Below are 16,579 nucleotides of genomic sequence, written 5' to 3' on the forward strand. Positions count from 1 at the left end.
GAATCGATTCAAAAATATACTCTTTACGTACAACATTTCGTAAATATCGATGTTTTTCATCTAAACAATCGATTTTTTCTGTATGTAAGTGATGTGTAGACTGTTTCGCATCTTCCGAAAATATTATTCAAATAATAAATATAAAGGTGTTGAGGTTATTTTATGAGCGATATGATTCGTGACTTTTTCAAAATGGAGTCAGCGGGTGGCATCCTACTAGTTATTGCGGCAGCCTTCGCAATGATGGTTGCAAACTCTCCTGCTGGCCCTGTATATGATGCTGCACTGCATACATATGTCTTTGGAATGTCAGTATCTCATTGGATTAACGATGGCCTGATGGCGGTTTTCTTCTTGCTCATCGGTCTTGAAGTTAAGCGAGAGCTTCTTGAAGGCGCGCTTAAATCAAAAGAAACAGCGATATTCCCTGCGATTGCTGCGGTAGGTGGCATGCTTGCACCAGCGTTGGTTTATGTGGCGTTCAACTCCAGTGATCCAGAAGCTATCCGTGGTTGGGCAATCCCGGCAGCAACAGACATTGCTTTCGCGCTTGGTATTATGAGCCTTCTCGGAAAACGTGTACCTTTGGCACTAAAAGTATTTTTGTTAGCGCTGGCCATTATCGATGACCTTGGTGTTGTTGTTATTATCGCTCTGTTCTACAGCAGTGATCTTTCAACTCTTGCCCTTGCTATTGGCTTCGTGATGACGGGTGTCCTGTTCATGATGAATGCCAAGAATGTAACAAAAATATCCTGGTACATGGCTGCAGGTATCATCCTCTGGATTGCAGTACTTAAGTCTGGTGTCCACGCAACATTAGCGGGCGTTGTAATTGGTTTCGCTATTCCGCTGAAGGGTAAAGTCGGTGAAAGTTCACCTCTGAAACACCTGGAGCATGCATTACATCCATATGTGGCGTTCGCAATACTGCCTATGTTTGCATTCGCGAATGCTGGTATCTCTTTAGAAGGCGTATCTATTTCAGGGCTTAGCTCAATGTTACCGATGGGTATTGCGGCAGGTTTGTTAATTGGTAAGCCGCTTGGGATTTTCAGCTTTAGCTGGGTTGCGGTTAAGACAGGCATCGCGCAGCTTCCAGAAGGTGTAAACTTCAAACATATTTTTGCAGTTTCAGTGCTTTGTGGTATCGGATTTACAATGTCTATCTTTATATCGTCATTGGCATTTGTTGGTGTGAGCCCTGAATTTGATACATACGCTAGACTTGGAATTTTGATGGGTTCATCAAGTGCAGCAATTATTGGTTATGTACTACTGCATACCACATTGCCGAAATTATCGAACGGATAAGTATCTTAAGTGTTCTGAATTAGCCTCCCAAAGTGGAGGCTTTTTTGTGTTTGATCGATTTTTTGCTAATCCGGATAAGAAAACACGAACCAAAAAAAAGCCCAAGCTAAATTGGCTTGGGCGATACAAACATAGGAGTTAATAAGAAAAAAGCAGCATGTTAGTAAGTTAAGTTCGAAAACAAGTCCATCGAACATTGAGAACTTAAGAATGCACTTCTTACTACAAATAATCAGACCAGAGCTTTTCCAGACAGTTCCATCTTTTTTAAATTTTTTTCATATTTATGCCTCATAAATGTCGCATAACCTCAAAGGGTTAGGCCGAAACACAAATAAATGTGATGTTACGTGCTTGTTAATAAACTGTATCAGGTGTATATTTCAAACAGTTGTTTGATACGGGTGATTGAAATGGCTCAAAAGAATAAAACAAAAGACAAAATTTTGGATGTAGCCGAAAGCCTGTTTGCAGAACAGGGCTTCAACGATACGTCTTTGCGTGCAATTACCAGTAAAGCGAATGTGAACCTGGCATCGGTTAACTACCATTTTGGCGATAAGAAAACCTTGGTCCGTGCTGTGCTAGACCGCTACCTGGAAGCATTTATGCCAGCTGTTGGCGATGCATTAGTTGAACTCAACCACCGAGATCAGTTTACGATGGATGAGGTTTTCGAAACGCTGAGAAACCCACTCTTAAAATTGAATGACATTCGACCAAATGGTGCCAACAGATTTATGTTGTTGGTTGGTCGTGGATATACAGATGTTCAGGGACATCTTCGCTGGTTTATTACTACACGTTATAGCGAAGTCTTATCCCAGTTCGTCAACTCTGTGAAATTAGCGAATACCGAAATTGAGGACCAAACGTTGTTCTGGCGTTTACATTTCACCTTAGGTACTTGCATTTTTACAATGGCAACAAGTAAGGCATTAGCTGAGATTGCCTACAACGATTATGGTCAAACGGTTGATTCGAATGTTGTTATCGACCAATTGATACCGTATTTAGCGGCAGGTGTTGCTGCGAAATAAGCTCTAAATTAACCCTAAACACATAATAACAATACTCTGTAGAACAAAAGGATCTGAACTATGTGCTCTCTAAGAAGAAAATGGATAAGTGACCCGGCCTTTAAGATGTTTAAAAAAGTATTGCCCCCTCTGTCGAGCACAGAGAAAGAGGCGATGGAAGCCGGCAGTGTATGGTGGGATGGTGAGCTATTCTCTGGTTCACCTGACTGGCAAAAACTGCATCACTATCCAAAACCTACTTTAACTGCTGAAGAGCAGTCGTTTATCGACAATGAAGTAGAAACACTTCTTGATATGCTTGACGATCACAAGATTGTTAAAGAAGATCGAGACCTTCCAAAAGAAGTATGGGATTACATTCTTAAAGAACGTTTTTTCTCCCTTATTATTCCTAAAGAGTATGGCGGCAGACAGTTCTCTTCACATGCGAACTCTACAATTGTTTCAAAAATCGCTACTCGCAGTAACAGTGCTGGTGTCACTGTTATGGTTCCGAACTCACTTGGTCCGGGTGAGTTGGTAGCGCATTATGGTACGCAAGAGCAGAAAGACTACTGGTTGCCTCGACTGGCTGATGGCACTGAGATCCCTTGTTTTGCATTGACTGGCCCTGAAGCAGGCTCGGATGCGGGTGGTATTCCTGATACCGGCACAGTATGTATGGGTATGCACGAAGGTAAAGAAGTTCTGGGTATGCGTATCAGTTGGAACAAACGCTACATTACGCTTGCACCTGTTGCTACGGTACTTGGTCTTGCATTTAAACTGCAGGATCCGGATGGCCTTCTTGGTGATAAGCTAGATCTAGGCATCACCTGTGCACTTATTCCTTCTGACCATACTGGTGTTGAGATTGGCGAACGTCACGATCCACTTGGTCTGGCATTTATGAACGGTCCGACGCGTGGTCAAGATGTCTTCGTTCCAATGGATTGGATTATTGGTGGACAGGAGTACGTAGGTAAAGGTTGGCGTATGCTGGTTGAATGTCTGTCTGCTGGTCGTGGTATTTCACTTCCTGCGATGGGTACAGCGACGGGTCATTTAACATCTCGTACAACGGGAGCATATGCTTATGTTCGTAAGCAGTTTGGTATGTCTATCGGTAAGTTTGAAGGTGTCGCTGAAGCGCTTGGCCGTATCGGTGGTCTCACATACTTGCTTGAAGCATCACGTACGCTGACTACCACATCCCTGGATATGAAAGAAAAACCAGGCATTGTGACAGCGATTGCTAAGTACCACATGACAGAAATGGCGAGACAAGTTCTGGATGATTCTATGGATATCCACGCAGGTCGAGGTATTCAGCAAGGCCCTATGAACTATCTGGCAAACTTCTATATTGGTGCACCAGTTGCGATTACCGTAGAAGGTGCAAACATCCTTACTCGTAACCTAATGATCTTTGGTCAGGGGGCAACACGCTGTCATCCATATGTTCTGAAAGAGATGGAGGCTGCTGCTAACCCAGATACAGAGCAGGGTGCGAAAGAGTTTGATGAACTGCTATTTAAACATATTGGCCACGGTACGAAGAACGCCTTTGGTTCTCTGTGGGCAGGTTTAACAGGTTCAGCGTTCATTCGCTCACCAATGAGTGGTCCAACAAAAGGCTACTATAAAGACCTGACACGTATCAGCCGAGCATTGGCAATCAGCTCTGATGTTGCAATGGGTACGTTAGGTGGCGATCTTAAGCGTAAAGAGATGATTTCTGCTCGTTTAGGTGATGCTCTTAGCTTCCTTTACATGGCTTCAGCCGTTCTTAAGAAGTACGAAGATGATGGCCGTCAGCAGAGTGATTTGAACTTTGTTCATTATGCGGTTCAACACTGTACATACAATGCAGCAAAAGCACTAGAGGAAACTTATACAAACTTCCCGAACAAAGCTGCGGGTCGTATGCTTAAGGTACTTGTTTTCCCACTAGGCAACCGCTTTAAGAAGCCTGAAGATAAGATATCTTTGAAACTGGCTGAAAGCCTGATGACTCCGGGGGCGCATCGTGACAGGTTAACGCACCTTTGCTACATAAGTGACAAAGAAGATGATCCTGTAGGCCTGATGGAGAGAGCATTCATCAAGATGTATGAAATCAGAGGTTTGGAGCGTAAGCTGGTTCAGGCGGCTAAGGAAGGAAAAGTGGCGAGAAAAGGCCTATTGGCAGACAGATTGCAACAAGCACTTGAAGCAGGTGTGTTTACACAGGCGGAAGTTGACAAGATCAAGGCTGCCGAAGCGATACGTTCGAAAGCGGTTCAGGTTGACCACTTTAGTCATGACTTCTCAGAAGTTCTGACTGATAAGGTTCCAGCACCTAAGTTGAATAGTGTTGCTTAATCGACCCGAAATTGACTAATTTGGCACCCTTAGGGGTGCCTTTTTCGTTATGGATCGAGTGGAATAAATAGATAGTGCTCCAACCACTTAAGAATTAACGGTAATTTCGAAGAAATAAGATGCGATTTTTTGCTGAAAACTTTATGCTACGAGGGTTTTTTAAAGGAAGCTGAATATGATCATCAAACCTAGAATTCGTGGTTTTATCTGTACCACAACACATCCGGTTGGATGTGAAGCAAACGTAAAAGAGCAAATCGAGTACACGAAAGCTCAGGGCCCAGTTCAAAACGCGCCTAAGCGTGTATTGGTTGTTGGCTCATCAAGTGGTTACGGTTTATCTTCACGCATTGCTGCTGCTTTTGGTGGTGGTGCATCAACGATTGGTGTTTTCTTCGAAAAAGCGGGTACTGAGAGAAAACCTGGTACTGCTGGTTTTTACAACGCTGCAGCTTTCGACAAGCTGGCACACGAAGAAGGACTGTACGCGAAGAGCTTAAACGGTGATGCGTTCTCCAATGAAGCAAAAGAAAAGACGATTGAGCTAATCAAAGAAGACCTAGGTCAGATTGATATGGTGGTTTACTCTCTTGCTTCTCCAGTTCGTAAGATGCCAGAAACAGGTGAAGTTATCCGTTCATCTCTTAAACCAATTGGTGATACTTACACTTCAACGGCTGTTGATACCAACAAAGACGTTATCATTGAAGCGAGTGTTGAGCCTGCTACAGAACAGGAAATCGAAGACACTGTAACCGTAATGGGCGGAGAAGACTGGGAGCTTTGGATCAATGCTCTGTCTGACGCTGGTGTACTTGCAGATGGTTGTAAAACAGTAGCATACAGCTACATTGGTACTGAGCTTACCTGGCCTATCTACTGGGATGGTGCTCTTGGTAAAGCGAAAATGGACCTGGATCGTGCAGCAGAAGCACTGAACGCAAAACTTGGTGAAACAGGTGGTAGTGCAAATGTTGCAGTACTTAAATCTGTTGTTACTCAGGCGAGTTCTGCAATCCCTGTTATGCCACTTTACATCGCTATGGTGTTCAAGAAGATGCGCGAAGAGGGCATCCATGAAGGTTGTATGGAGCAGGTTTACCGTATGTTCCGTCAGCGCCTGTATAAAGATGATGCAAGCGCACCTGAAACAGACGATAAGAACCGTCTACGTCTTGACGATTGGGAACTTCGTGATGACGTACAAGAACACTGTCGCAAGCTATGGCCTCAAATCACGACTGAGAACCTGAAAGAGCTTACCGACTATGTTGAGTACAAAGAAGAGTTCTTGAAACTGTTTGGTTTTGGCGTTGAAGGCGTAGATTACGAAGCAGACGTTAACCCAGCCGTTGAGTTTGATGTTATTGATATCTAATTAAGGTATTGATTAATTTTATAAAGGTCGCAGTAGCGACCTTTTTTGTATGTGCGTATAAAGGCTTACAGGGAATGCTTGCTTACGCTAACCGCACAATGAGCATTGTGTTTAGATTCTCATGTCCTTCAATGCATGTTGCTGCAGCAAGCACACCCTGCAAACCTTCTTCCTAAGTGCGTACAAAGGCTTACATATAAAAAAGGCCGCAAATAAGCAACCTTAGGTGTGGGATACTGCATACTGCATACTGCTTTTAGCTCAGGATGATCAGCAATGTACCAGCTAACGTCATAAGGATATTGGCGATTGCATAAGTACCTGCATAACCTAGTGCAGGAATGGTAGAACGGGCATAATCGTTCACGATATCCATTGCAGGAGCACAAGTTCGTGCACCGATGATCGCACCAAACAGCAATGCTTTGTTCATCTTAAAGATGTACGCACCAACCAGAAACGCTAATGCTACCGGCACGACACTGACCACAAAACCGATAAGAATGATTTTTAAACCAACATCGCTCAGATAGCTCATCAGATTGCCACCAGCACTTAGACCGATACCCGCCATAAAGAACATCAGGCCCAGATCTTTGACAATGTTGAGCGCTCCCTGTGGAACGTAGCCAAACGTAGGGTGGTTGGCTCTTAAGAAGCCAAGAGTGATGCCTGCCAGCAAGAGACCAACAGCATTACCAAGGCCAAAAGTAACCTGTCCAAAGGTCATGGTAATCAGACCAAAAAGCAGCCCCAGAATAAAGAAGCTACAGAAAGCAAGCAGGTCTGCCATCTGACTATGAATCGAGATGAAACCGATTCGTTCCGCAAGGCCATTGACTCGGCTGGATTCACCACTTACCTGTAAGATATCCCCTTTGGCAAGGATGATGTCGTGGTCCATTGGCATCTCGATTTGAGCGCGGATAACACGGTTTAGGAAACAGCCGTACTCTGATAGGTTCAGCTCAGAGAGTTTTTTACCTGCAATGCTGTCGCTTTTTACTACAATCTCTTCTTCCACTACCCTTAGATCGAGCAGGTTGCGGTCGAAAACTTCTTTACCGTTTCGAAAACTAGGGTCGAGACGCGCATGACTGTCCGGATAACCTACTAGTGCGATTTCGTCACCTTCTTGTAAGATGGCGTCACCATCAGGGTGCGCAAGAATACCGTGACGACGGATACGTTCAATATAACAACCCGTTTGACGATAGATACCCAGCTCACGAAGGTTTTTACCATCTATCCAGTCGATGAGTTCCTGACCGACGCGATATGCTCGAATAATTGGTAGATATACTTTTCTTTGCCCCGCATTACCAATGCCGCGTTCTTTAGCTATCTTCTCTGCACTGTCGTGGAGGTTCTCTTTCTGCATCTTTGGAAGCAGTTTGGCGAACAAAATCATACTGGTTAAGCCGACAAGATAGGAGATAGCGTAACCAACAGAGAGGTTTTGCATGACCGTATCCATAGTCATATTGCGAGGCAGAGTCGCGAGACCGGAATTTAACGCGTCCTGAGCACCAACCAGAATAGGAGTCGCGGTGAGTGCACCTGCCATCATACCTGCTGATAACCCGTAGCTAAGCCCAAGATAATGGCTGGCGAAGTAAGTCAGGCTAAGCGCCGAGACAAGAACAATCAGGCTTAACAAGAAGTAGTGTTTGCCATCGCGGAAGAAAATACCGAAGAAGTTCGGACCAGCTTCGATACCAACACAGTAGATAAAAAGCATAAATCCGATGGTGAGAGCTTCGGTGCTAAAGGTAAAGCCCAGGTTACCCATGATGAGTGCAGTGAACAGTACACCAATTGAGTTACCGAGTTGAAAACCACCGAAACGAATTTTACCAATGGCTAAACCAATGGCTAGTACGACGAATATAAGCAGAATCGGGTTCTGCTCTAATAAAAGAATGACATCAATGTTCACAGTTTCGCTCAAAGCAATTTAAAGTGAGGGACAGGAAAGCAATACGCCTGAAAATTGTATCTGAATATTATTAAAAGATAAGTGTAAATTTGATTTTTTTTCAATTAATTGTCATTGGTGGTTCAAAAACAAAAAAAGCCCGCCAGAGGCGAGCTTAACTACTGATTCATATACGGTTATTCGCTGAATAAGTTCAGGTTTTCTCTAGCGTATGCTTCAAACTCTGTGTAACCGCCTACGTGATCTTGGTCTACAAAGATTTGAGGAACCGTTTCTACTGGTTTACCAACGGTTTTTTCCAGATCTGCTTTTGTAATACCTTCTGCATGAATGTCTACATAGCGGTAGTTAAAATCGTCACGCTCTTCTTTTAGCTTATCAGCAAGATCTTTAGCGCGAACACAGTATGGGCAACCTGGACGACCGAAAATAACAACAAACATGACTTTCTCCTGTAATTTATTCTTAAGCTGTTTGGCTTTGGTTTCAACTATGCATTATATGGGTCAGAAAATAAAGCTCGAAAGCCCTTTCAATTTAATAGGTAAAACCTATCACTAAAATATTGGTTAGTTTGCACCCAAGTAGATGCTAGTCAAATATTTCATTTGTAGATCCAGGGATTCAAAAATTAACTGATGTAGAACAAAAATGGATGAGCTTAAATGTGGTGATCTAGAGACAACAAGTATTTTTCCCAAAAATAAAAGTGCGACTAAGAGGTTGAGCAACTTATTGATAATAAATAGTTTTTAAAATTCGAAAGGTATTTATTATGTTTCAGTTCATGACTTCGACAAGGATAGTGTTTGGGGAGGGGGCGCTTAACTCTTCTCTTTCCGTTCTGAATCAGTTTGGCTACAGCGTTTTGTTGGTTACAGGTAATGACCAGCAGCGTGCCCAACCGATCATCAGTTACCTCAATAGTCAAAACATGCGTTACCAGCATGTCTCTCTTTCTACCGAACCCAACATTACCATGATAGAGGAAACGGCTGTTATTGGACGTAAGTTCCAGCCAGATATGGTGGTTTCCATTGGGGGCGGCAGCGTTATTGACATGGGTAAAGCACTCGCAGCAATGATCCCCAATCTTGGCAACGTATATGATTACGTAGAAGTGGTTGGCCGTAGCGTCCCGCTTAAAACAAAACCACTTCCATTTATCGCTATTCCTACGACAGCAAGTACCGGTTCTGAAGTAACGAACAAAGCCGTGCTTCGTTCTGGTCAGGATCGAGTAAAAGTGAGCCTCCGAAGCCCGGAAATATTGCCGGATATTGCGATTGTCGATCCTACTTTGACCTATGGTACAAAAAAGGCAGTATCGGCTCGTGGTGCGATGGAGACTTTTACTCACTTAATGGAATCATATGTATGCGGTGATCCAAACCCGCTTACAGATATGGTTTGTGAAGAAGGGTTGAGAAGGCTAGCGCGCTCCATTGTTCCTGCTTGTATTGAAGACGATAAGAAGAGCAGGGCAGATTTATCTTTTGCAGCGATGTTAGGAGGTATGGCGATTTCGAACGCCAAGTTGGGTGCGGCGCATGGATTAGCTTCATCACTTGGTGGAAAGATGAAAGCACCACATAGTGTATTAACCGGTCGACTAGCACCATTTGTTATGCGTGAGAACATTGATGCAGCTAGAATGGCGGGCAGAAACGACATTCTGAACCGTTACAAAAAGTTGTCACAAATACTCTGTGGGAAGGAACGTGCTTCCGATGACGAGTGCATTAACTGGGCTTTTAATATGCTGGAACGATTGAATGTCCCACTTCTTAGTCAATTTGGTATTTGTGATTTCTCATTTAGAAACGTCGCGATGGATGCGCTTAAATCAGTATCGATAAAAGGAAACCCACTTCCACTTAATGAAGAACGCCTGGTATACATTCTCCAGCAGGTTTGTGATTGTCAGGAACATGGCGATTCAGAGCTGGAGTTCGAAGCTGGTTCTGAAAGCGTTCAGGTTCGTTCTTTGGGCTATGAGCCTAGCGAAGACAAAACTTCTCCAAGCCTAGAGTAGGCTTACTGAGAGTGAAACTAAAAAAGGACGCATTTCGCGTCCTTTCTCATCTGGATTAATTCATTTAGAAGTGAGTTATTTTATCGTATCGGGAGTCTTTCAACGCATCTTTAACGCGACGAAGATTTTCTCTGAAACTGGAACCTCTGCGAAGCGTAAAACCTGTCGCCAGAACATCAATAACCGTCATCTGTACGACACGGCTAGCCATTGGCATATATACGTCAGTATCTTCAGGCACATCGAGTGTGATAGAAAGGGACGCGGCTTTATCCAGTGGTGAGTCTTTAGCGGTAATAGCAATCACTGTCGCGCCATTTTCACGACCAAGATTAGCAACTTCTACCATGCTCTTGGTACGGCCTGTATGAGAGATAAGCACAATAACATCGTTATCTGTACAGTTAATACAGCTCATGCGCTGCATAACAATATCTTCAAAGCAAGCGATAGGGATATTAAATCGGATAAACTTGTTCTGAGCATCTTTTGCAACAGCAGATGATGCGCCAAGGCCAAAGAAAGAGATACGCTTTGCCTGAGTCAAAAGGTCAACCGCACGGTTGATTTGAGTTGCATCAAGGCTATTCTTCGCAACGTCCAGACAAGCCATGGTAGATTCGAAAATCTTATGGGTATATGCATCAGGACCGTCGTCCTCTTCGACATTACGGTTTACATAGGGGGTACCGTTAGCCAGGCTTTGTGCCAAATGCAGTTTAAAGTCTGGGAAACCTTTCGTATCCAGTCTGCGGCAGAAGCGGTTTACGGTTGGTTCACTTACATCAGCCATTTTTGCCAAAGTAGCAATACTGGAGTGAATCGCCGTTTGTGGGGAAGCCATAATGACTTCAGCAACTTTACGCTCTGATTTGCTGAAGTTGTCCAGGCTTTTTTGAATTTTCTCTAAAATATTCATAATAATTATTAAAATAGTTCGCTTCCGTTAAGCTCTAAATCCTTGTCTAATCTCGCTGATTTCTTGTCAGTCTTATATTTTTTGATTAAACACAGAGCCACCAAATTAAATTGAGTATAAACCTAACCTTCAATTTGGAAAAAGATAAAGTCGTACAATTTAGAGGTTTATTCATCAGAACATGACAAACCTCAAACTAAATTTCAGTTTAGAAAGGAATTGGGCGAGGAAGCGGTCAATAATTTATCGATTTTCGATGAATATTGACCGCTAAATTACAGAATTCAGAAAGAAAATTTCAACTTAACTTTCAATTTTTGTTGTTGATTTAGTCAATACATCATCCGTGATTCGTTTGATCTCATCCATCAATGAACCATGTGTTTTCGCGATTTCTCGTTGCTCTTCCAACACACCAGACAAAATATCACATGTTGTTAACGGATTAGCTAGGACGACTCTAAAAACGATAGTTTTCATATTGTCCCACTGATGCGGGCTCAACTTGGTTCTGGAAACAAAAGACTTTCCTGATTCTCGTTGCCTTTTCTGGATAGACTTAGTTAAGTCATTCAGCAGCTGATGGAGTCTTTGCCTTGGAGCTTCACTTGCTAGTTCAAGTGCCTTGCGCGTATCCGCAGGAACGTAGCGATAAGTTAACAAGCACAGTTCTGGTTCTGAGATCAGTTCAAAATCTGGCTGCTGTTTGATTAAGTCAGCAAAGTAGCGCGCTTTATTAATACTTTGATCGATTAGGAGCTCATAACCCGGACGGCTAATGATATGCATACTTGCATAAACCAGCATGGCTATACCAGAACGTGAACCTTCAAGAGTGCGGCTACCCAGATCCTTTGATCCTTTACGCAGAATATATTCAGCATGGTGTTCAATGGCAGACATATCATTCGGATTTTTAAACAACACCATGCCAGCACCCATAGGGATATAGAGTTGCTTATGCGCATCAATGGTCACTGAGTCTGCTAACTCAACACCATCAAGTAAATGACGGTGGTTGTTTGACATTAAAGTCGCACCACCCCATGCCGCATCTACGTGGAAATGGCAACCTTCGCGCTGACTGATCTCCGCAATCTTTCTTATCGGGTCAATGTTGCCTGTTTCTGTTGTACCTGCAACGCCGATAACCGCAAATGGCTTAATATTCTGGCTTTTTAGCTGAGCAATTTTTCTCTCAAGATCATCGGGACAAATACGGTTGTTTTTGTCCGTTTTTACAGGAACCAGTCCGTCTTGTCCGATACCCAGTACATTGGCTGCTTTTTTAAGGGAGTAGTGTCCACGTTCTGATACAAGAATAGCCAGGCCATCATAGCCATAGTGCTTCATTGCTCGGAACAGACCTTCGTTTTCAACGCCTTTAAAGTCACCATCTGGTTTGAGCGCATTGTTACGTGCAACCCATAACGCAGTAATATTGGCAATTGTACCGCCAGAGCAAAACGCACCGAGTGCGTGTTTAGCACTGTGCATCCATTTACCGTAGAAAGCGTCATCCTGACCATAAATCATGCGATGCAGCATACCTAGCACCTGACGCTCCAACGGTGTAAAGGCCTTGGAAGTCTCAATCTTCACCAGATTCTGGTTTAGCGCGATCATAATCTTTGATAGCGGCATCAGGAAATAAGGGAGAGCGGATGTCATGTGCCCGATGAAGCTTGGTGCAGAGGTGTGTACAGATTGTGCAACCAGGGTATCCATCAGGTGTTGTGTATGATCGGATACGAACGAAGCTTCTTCGGGGATTGCAGCGTTAGAGAAATCTTTTTCAATCTCCCTTAGTGGTTTTTCTTCAGCAACAATATGCTCTCGCAGAAACTCGTTAAGGTTTTGCGATAATTCCGCTTCAATTTGTGATAGTGCTGAGCCTGGCGCTTCTGGCACAGTAAAAATACGAAGCAAGCTTTCGAAACTTACGTCCGCTGTCTTGTTTTCTGAAACCATACTAAGAGATTTTAACTTGATTTATTGCTAGCGGGTCAATCTAAACGAAAACGGGAACAATGTCCCGTTTTAAATACGCAAACTGATCTTTTAAAGATGACCTTGCTTAGATTTGAAGCAGTTTTAAGGACAGCTTATAGCTTCTGCTTTTTCAATAGCGTCGTTATATTTTGATAATACGCTATCAATCTTATTTGGATGACTCAACAACTCAGCAAAGGCAGAGCGTAACTCATAATTTTTTTCATGAGGCTTGCTTTGGCGGAACTTGAAACTCGCACTCGCCACTTCTCCGAGCTCGTCGCTTCTTGAGGCAAGAGTCTTCACATCTTTCTGTTCTAGCTGAAGCCAGGATTCGATCGTTTGTTCTGTCGCTACTTTTGAGGTGTCATTCTGCAAGTAATAATGAACGGCTGAACGGTTGAGTTCAAAATGTTGTTTGCGGCCTTCATAAAACCATTCTCCAACCTCTTTCAATTCTGGGTATTGGGTTGTCGTTAGCCCGATGAGGTCTTTGTACCAGTTGAGTGAGGCATCGATATAAGCATCGTACTTACCAGCGAGGCACTGCTTATCTGCTGCTTGAGTAAACGTTGCAGTGCTGCATAGAAGCAGAGTGATCAAAATACGGTTCATTGCAATTCCTTGAGCTTAATGTGTTGAGCGTTATTTTCTATCTGAGATAGATTTATGTTGTTAGAATGTGACGCAATATAACATCTGATTAAACAGAATCCTGAGAGCCAGCTAACAGAGTTTTGTATAAATTAGGACTTTCTTAATCTGATCGCTACTTATCCGGCCAAGGAAACAAAAAACAGCATAAATACAGGCACTAACAAGCTCAGAATAAACCCGCTTACAATAGCAATAGGAACGCATCGCACTCCGCCACTGGTTTGAATTACTGGCAGAGTAAAATCCAATGCGGTAGCGCCCGCATAACCGATAGCGGTACATGGGCGAGTTTTTATCACCATAGGTATCAAGATTAAAGCGACCAGTTCTCTTAGCAGTTCTATCATAAATGAGGCTCCGCCATAGACAGGGCCAAATGCGTCTCCCATCAATATGCCAGACAGCGAATACCATCCAAATCCTGAGGCCATAGCAAGTCCGCGGAAATACGGTATATCTAGAACAAAAGCTGAGATTAATCCTCCACACCATGAGCTCAGAGTGATGACAAGTGCAATGATCATCCCTCGCTTGTTGAGAAGGATCTGACGCAGAGTGAGGCCACTATTTCGCAACTGTATGCCGATCAAAAACAACAGCACAAACAGAATCCATTCACTGGCGGTATCAACCCAACTCAGATCAATGGGAAGTAGCAGACCAACAACAAGGCCTGAACCTACGACTGCAATCAGCTTTATTGATTCCATTGCCATGGACGAGAAGGGGAGACGTTTGAGTGAGTGCTCTGTTTGTAATGGAAGTGCTTTATCAATAAAAGGTAAAGCCAAAAGGTTGCAGCTACCCAGAACAACAAAAAACGTTCCAGTATAAAGCAGGATGGTTTGCAGGTTTGAACCTAAATTATCCAAAGCTGCCAGACTCAATCCCATTAAGGAAAGAATGATATACACCAGAGACGATGTATATTTGTTAATTTTTTCAAGTAAACTCTGGTTAGAGACAGAAAATAAATACCCCACAATAAGTGGGGCAAAAATAAATAGCATTCCTGCAATCATTGATTGGTTCGTTCCTTCGATCTATATGCTTTATAGTCCTGAGGCTTGAATCACATCTGATACTTTAGAGCGGAACTCAGCTTCGGATAAATTGCTGATTTCATATAACGCTTCTGCACCGGTAGTATTGATTTCTACCTGATGGTCATCAATCGCTTCATCATCACGACGGAACATTAACAGGTGGTTAGCCATTCTGGCAATATCTAAGTAGCTGATATCTTGTCGCTCTTCTGATTTTTCCTGATTCGTCGCCACTTCTAAGAAGTCGTTATCAAACTTCCAGTGATTAAGAACAAGCTCACTTGTTTCAGGGCAACGTGAATCCAGAATCTGCATTACTAGGTCTTGCTCAAGATAATTCCCTTTATCCAGGTAGAGGTGATATTCGTTGACCAGACAGAAAAGGCCAATATCCGCAAGTAAACCCACTAGAAGCGCTTTCTCTTCTTCTAAATAGTCGTATTTACCTTTGGCGTTCTCTTTAATTGACTGAGTAACCATGACCATTGTGGCAGCCAGTTCGCGAGAATTAACCGCGCTATCAACCAATATCTTATTACAGTCAGTATTTAAGTCAGCACTGTGTTTCAGTTGTTCAATAGCCTGAGCTGTAACAATATCTCGCACCCGCATCATACCCAGCCGGGAAACCGCAGTTTGAAGATCAGTACAGGTTATGTTTCTTCGGTTAAAAATAACAGAGTTTGCAACCCTGATAACGACGGCAGCAAGACCTGGATCGTCAATCAGACAGTTTGCAATATCAGGAATACCGGCATCTTCAGACGTACTGAGTTGCTGGATTTTTAAAACGACCTCTGGAATAGGTGGAAGTGAGATCTTTCCGGTCTGAATAGATTGCTCAACCAGAAATGCGAATTCAGTTTCCAAAGACTCGATGAGCTTGTCTTTGTTGTCTGGCAACCAGTAAAAAGATAAATGATTCATTGTATTATTGTCCTAATTTTCCGTGCCCATATTACAACCGCTCAGGACTCTTTTTCAATACGCTATATTGTTCGTTCATACAGCAAATATTTACATTAACAATAAGTGTATTCCATCTATAGCATTGATTAGTAATACTTAATTCACTTTAGGTGTTTATTGTGAAGCTCACCCAACCATAATCGTAACAAGGTATGTTATTTGGCTTACTTTTACCTTTAATCATACGTACAATCGATTTTGCTGACTGGGATAACATCCAATTTACTTATACATAAATTTAATTATAAACACTGTTTAATTTTTTACTTATAACTAACAACGTTTTTTCGCGTATATCTTTGTGCTTTCCGGGGGAAATAATTCTACGGAGGATCAAGGAATATGATCGATCAACGATTTTTTGGCTACCTAAAAACTTTCGGTCCCTACCTTAAACGTTCAATGTTTGGCGGAACTGGCATCTTTGTCGAAGATGCAATGTACGCACTTATCATAGAAAAGCAGTTGTTTCTTCGCGGTGGTGAAGAACTCGATGATAAGCTCACTTCAAAAGGCTGCAAAAAATATAGACACGTCAAGAAACAAACTACTGCGACCGTAAATTATTACGATATTACAGAGTTATTTGACCAAAATGATCATGAACTTGAGGGACTTATAAACCGCTCTATTCAGCTATCGGTTGAGTTCAAAACTTCTCAAAAGTCTGCAGAGAATATCCGGCTTCGAGATCTTCCAAACATGCAATTAACACTCGAAAGAATGGTAAAAAAATCAGGTGTGAAAAATGTTGATGAGTTTATCTCTCTTGGGCCTGAAATTGTATTTCGTAAAGTTCAGGACGAATATGGTAAAGACGTGGATACACGCTTGCTATGGAAGTTTGCCGGTGCCGTTGACGGAGTTCACTGGGAACTGCTGGATTCAGGAAGGAAGAAAGAACTGTTAGAAAACTGTACTTAGATAACCTTTACCTACCACTTTTT

General features: G+C 42.8%; 13 protein-coding genes. 6 read left to right on the forward strand and 7 right to left on the reverse strand.

From position 1 onward, the window contains the following. The first annotated feature begins 162 nt into the window (after positions 1-162). The 4 genes from nhaA (at position 163) to fabV (ending at position 6,075) form a co-directional block, all read left to right on the forward strand. Positions 163-1,314 carry a Na+/H+ antiporter NhaA gene (gene nhaA, locus SNR28_RS16650; RefSeq protein WP_375753788.1) on the forward strand — a complete coding sequence of 384 codons (1,152 nt, stop codon included), beginning with the start codon at positions 163-165 and terminating at the stop codon, positions 1,312-1,314. Between the two features lie 413 nt (positions 1,315-1,727). Then, complete coding sequence (locus SNR28_RS16655) at positions 1,728-2,354, forward strand: TetR/AcrR family transcriptional regulator (RefSeq protein WP_375753789.1); 627 nt, start codon at positions 1,728-1,730, stop codon at positions 2,352-2,354. Between the two features lie 60 nt (positions 2,355-2,414). Further along, positions 2,415-4,697, forward strand: a complete 2,283-nt coding sequence (locus SNR28_RS16660; protein WP_375753790.1) for an acyl-CoA dehydrogenase — start codon at positions 2,415-2,417, stop codon at positions 4,695-4,697. A 175-nt stretch (positions 4,698-4,872) separates the two neighbouring features. Beyond that, positions 4,873-6,075 (forward strand): enoyl-ACP reductase FabV, encoded by a 1,203-nt coding sequence (gene fabV, locus SNR28_RS16665; RefSeq protein ID WP_375753791.1) that lies wholly within the window; start codon positions 4,873-4,875, stop codon positions 6,073-6,075. A 256-nt stretch (positions 6,076-6,331) separates the two neighbouring features. Here the strand turns inward: fabV and SNR28_RS16670 are convergent, their stop codons facing one another. Together SNR28_RS16670 and SNR28_RS16675 are read right to left on the reverse strand one after the other, a co-directional pair. Beyond that, positions 6,332-8,014, reverse strand: coding sequence for an aspartate:alanine antiporter (locus SNR28_RS16670; RefSeq protein WP_375753792.1), 1,683 nt, complete (start codon positions 8,012-8,014; stop codon positions 6,332-6,334). Between the two features lie 176 nt (positions 8,015-8,190). Beyond that, entirely contained in the window at positions 8,191-8,457 is a 267-nt protein-coding gene (locus SNR28_RS16675) for a GrxA family glutaredoxin (protein ID WP_375753793.1), read from the reverse strand. Positions 8,458-8,789: 332 nt separating this feature from the next. On the opposite strand from SNR28_RS16675, the gene SNR28_RS16680 reads away from it, so the two are divergent. Next, positions 8,790-10,049, forward strand: a complete 1,260-nt coding sequence (locus SNR28_RS16680; protein ID WP_375753794.1) for an iron-containing alcohol dehydrogenase — start codon at positions 8,790-8,792, stop codon at positions 10,047-10,049. 64 nt (positions 10,050-10,113) lie between these two features. Here SNR28_RS16680 and SNR28_RS16685 read toward each other — a convergent pair whose 3' ends face one another. From SNR28_RS16685 to SNR28_RS16705, 5 genes are all read right to left on the reverse strand, one after another. Beyond that, positions 10,114-10,968 carry a MurR/RpiR family transcriptional regulator gene (locus SNR28_RS16685; protein WP_375753795.1) on the reverse strand — a complete coding sequence of 285 codons (855 nt, stop codon included), beginning with the start codon at positions 10,966-10,968 and terminating at the stop codon, positions 10,114-10,116. A gap of 303 nt (positions 10,969-11,271) precedes the next feature. Beyond that, complete coding sequence (gene panP / locus SNR28_RS16690) at positions 11,272-12,939, reverse strand: pyridoxal-dependent aspartate 1-decarboxylase PanP (RefSeq protein WP_375753796.1); 1,668 nt, start codon at positions 12,937-12,939, stop codon at positions 11,272-11,274. Positions 12,940-13,062: 123 nt separating this feature from the next. Beyond that, complete coding sequence (locus tag SNR28_RS16695) at positions 13,063-13,575, reverse strand: hypothetical protein (protein WP_375753797.1); 513 nt, start codon at positions 13,573-13,575, stop codon at positions 13,063-13,065. Positions 13,576-13,733: 158 nt separating this feature from the next. Further along, positions 13,734-14,639, reverse strand: a complete 906-nt coding sequence (locus SNR28_RS16700) for a lysine exporter LysO family protein (RefSeq protein WP_375753798.1) — start codon at positions 14,637-14,639, stop codon at positions 13,734-13,736. Between the two features lie 30 nt (positions 14,640-14,669). After that, complete coding sequence (locus tag SNR28_RS16705) at positions 14,670-15,590, reverse strand: HDOD domain-containing protein (protein ID WP_375753799.1); 921 nt, start codon at positions 15,588-15,590, stop codon at positions 14,670-14,672. 384 nt (positions 15,591-15,974) lie between these two features. Here SNR28_RS16705 and SNR28_RS16710 point away from each other — a divergent pair, with 384 nt between their 5' ends. Continuing rightward, on the forward strand, positions 15,975-16,556 hold the full coding sequence (locus SNR28_RS16710; protein ID WP_375753800.1) for a TfoX/Sxy family DNA transformation protein: 582 nt from the start codon (positions 15,975-15,977) through the stop codon (positions 16,554-16,556). Positions 16,557-16,579: the final 23 nt, after the last annotated feature.

It is taken from the genome of Vibrio iocasae (genome assembly GCF_042245395.1).
Taxonomy (GTDB): Bacteria; Pseudomonadota; Gammaproteobacteria; order Enterobacterales; family Vibrionaceae; genus Vibrio; species Vibrio iocasae.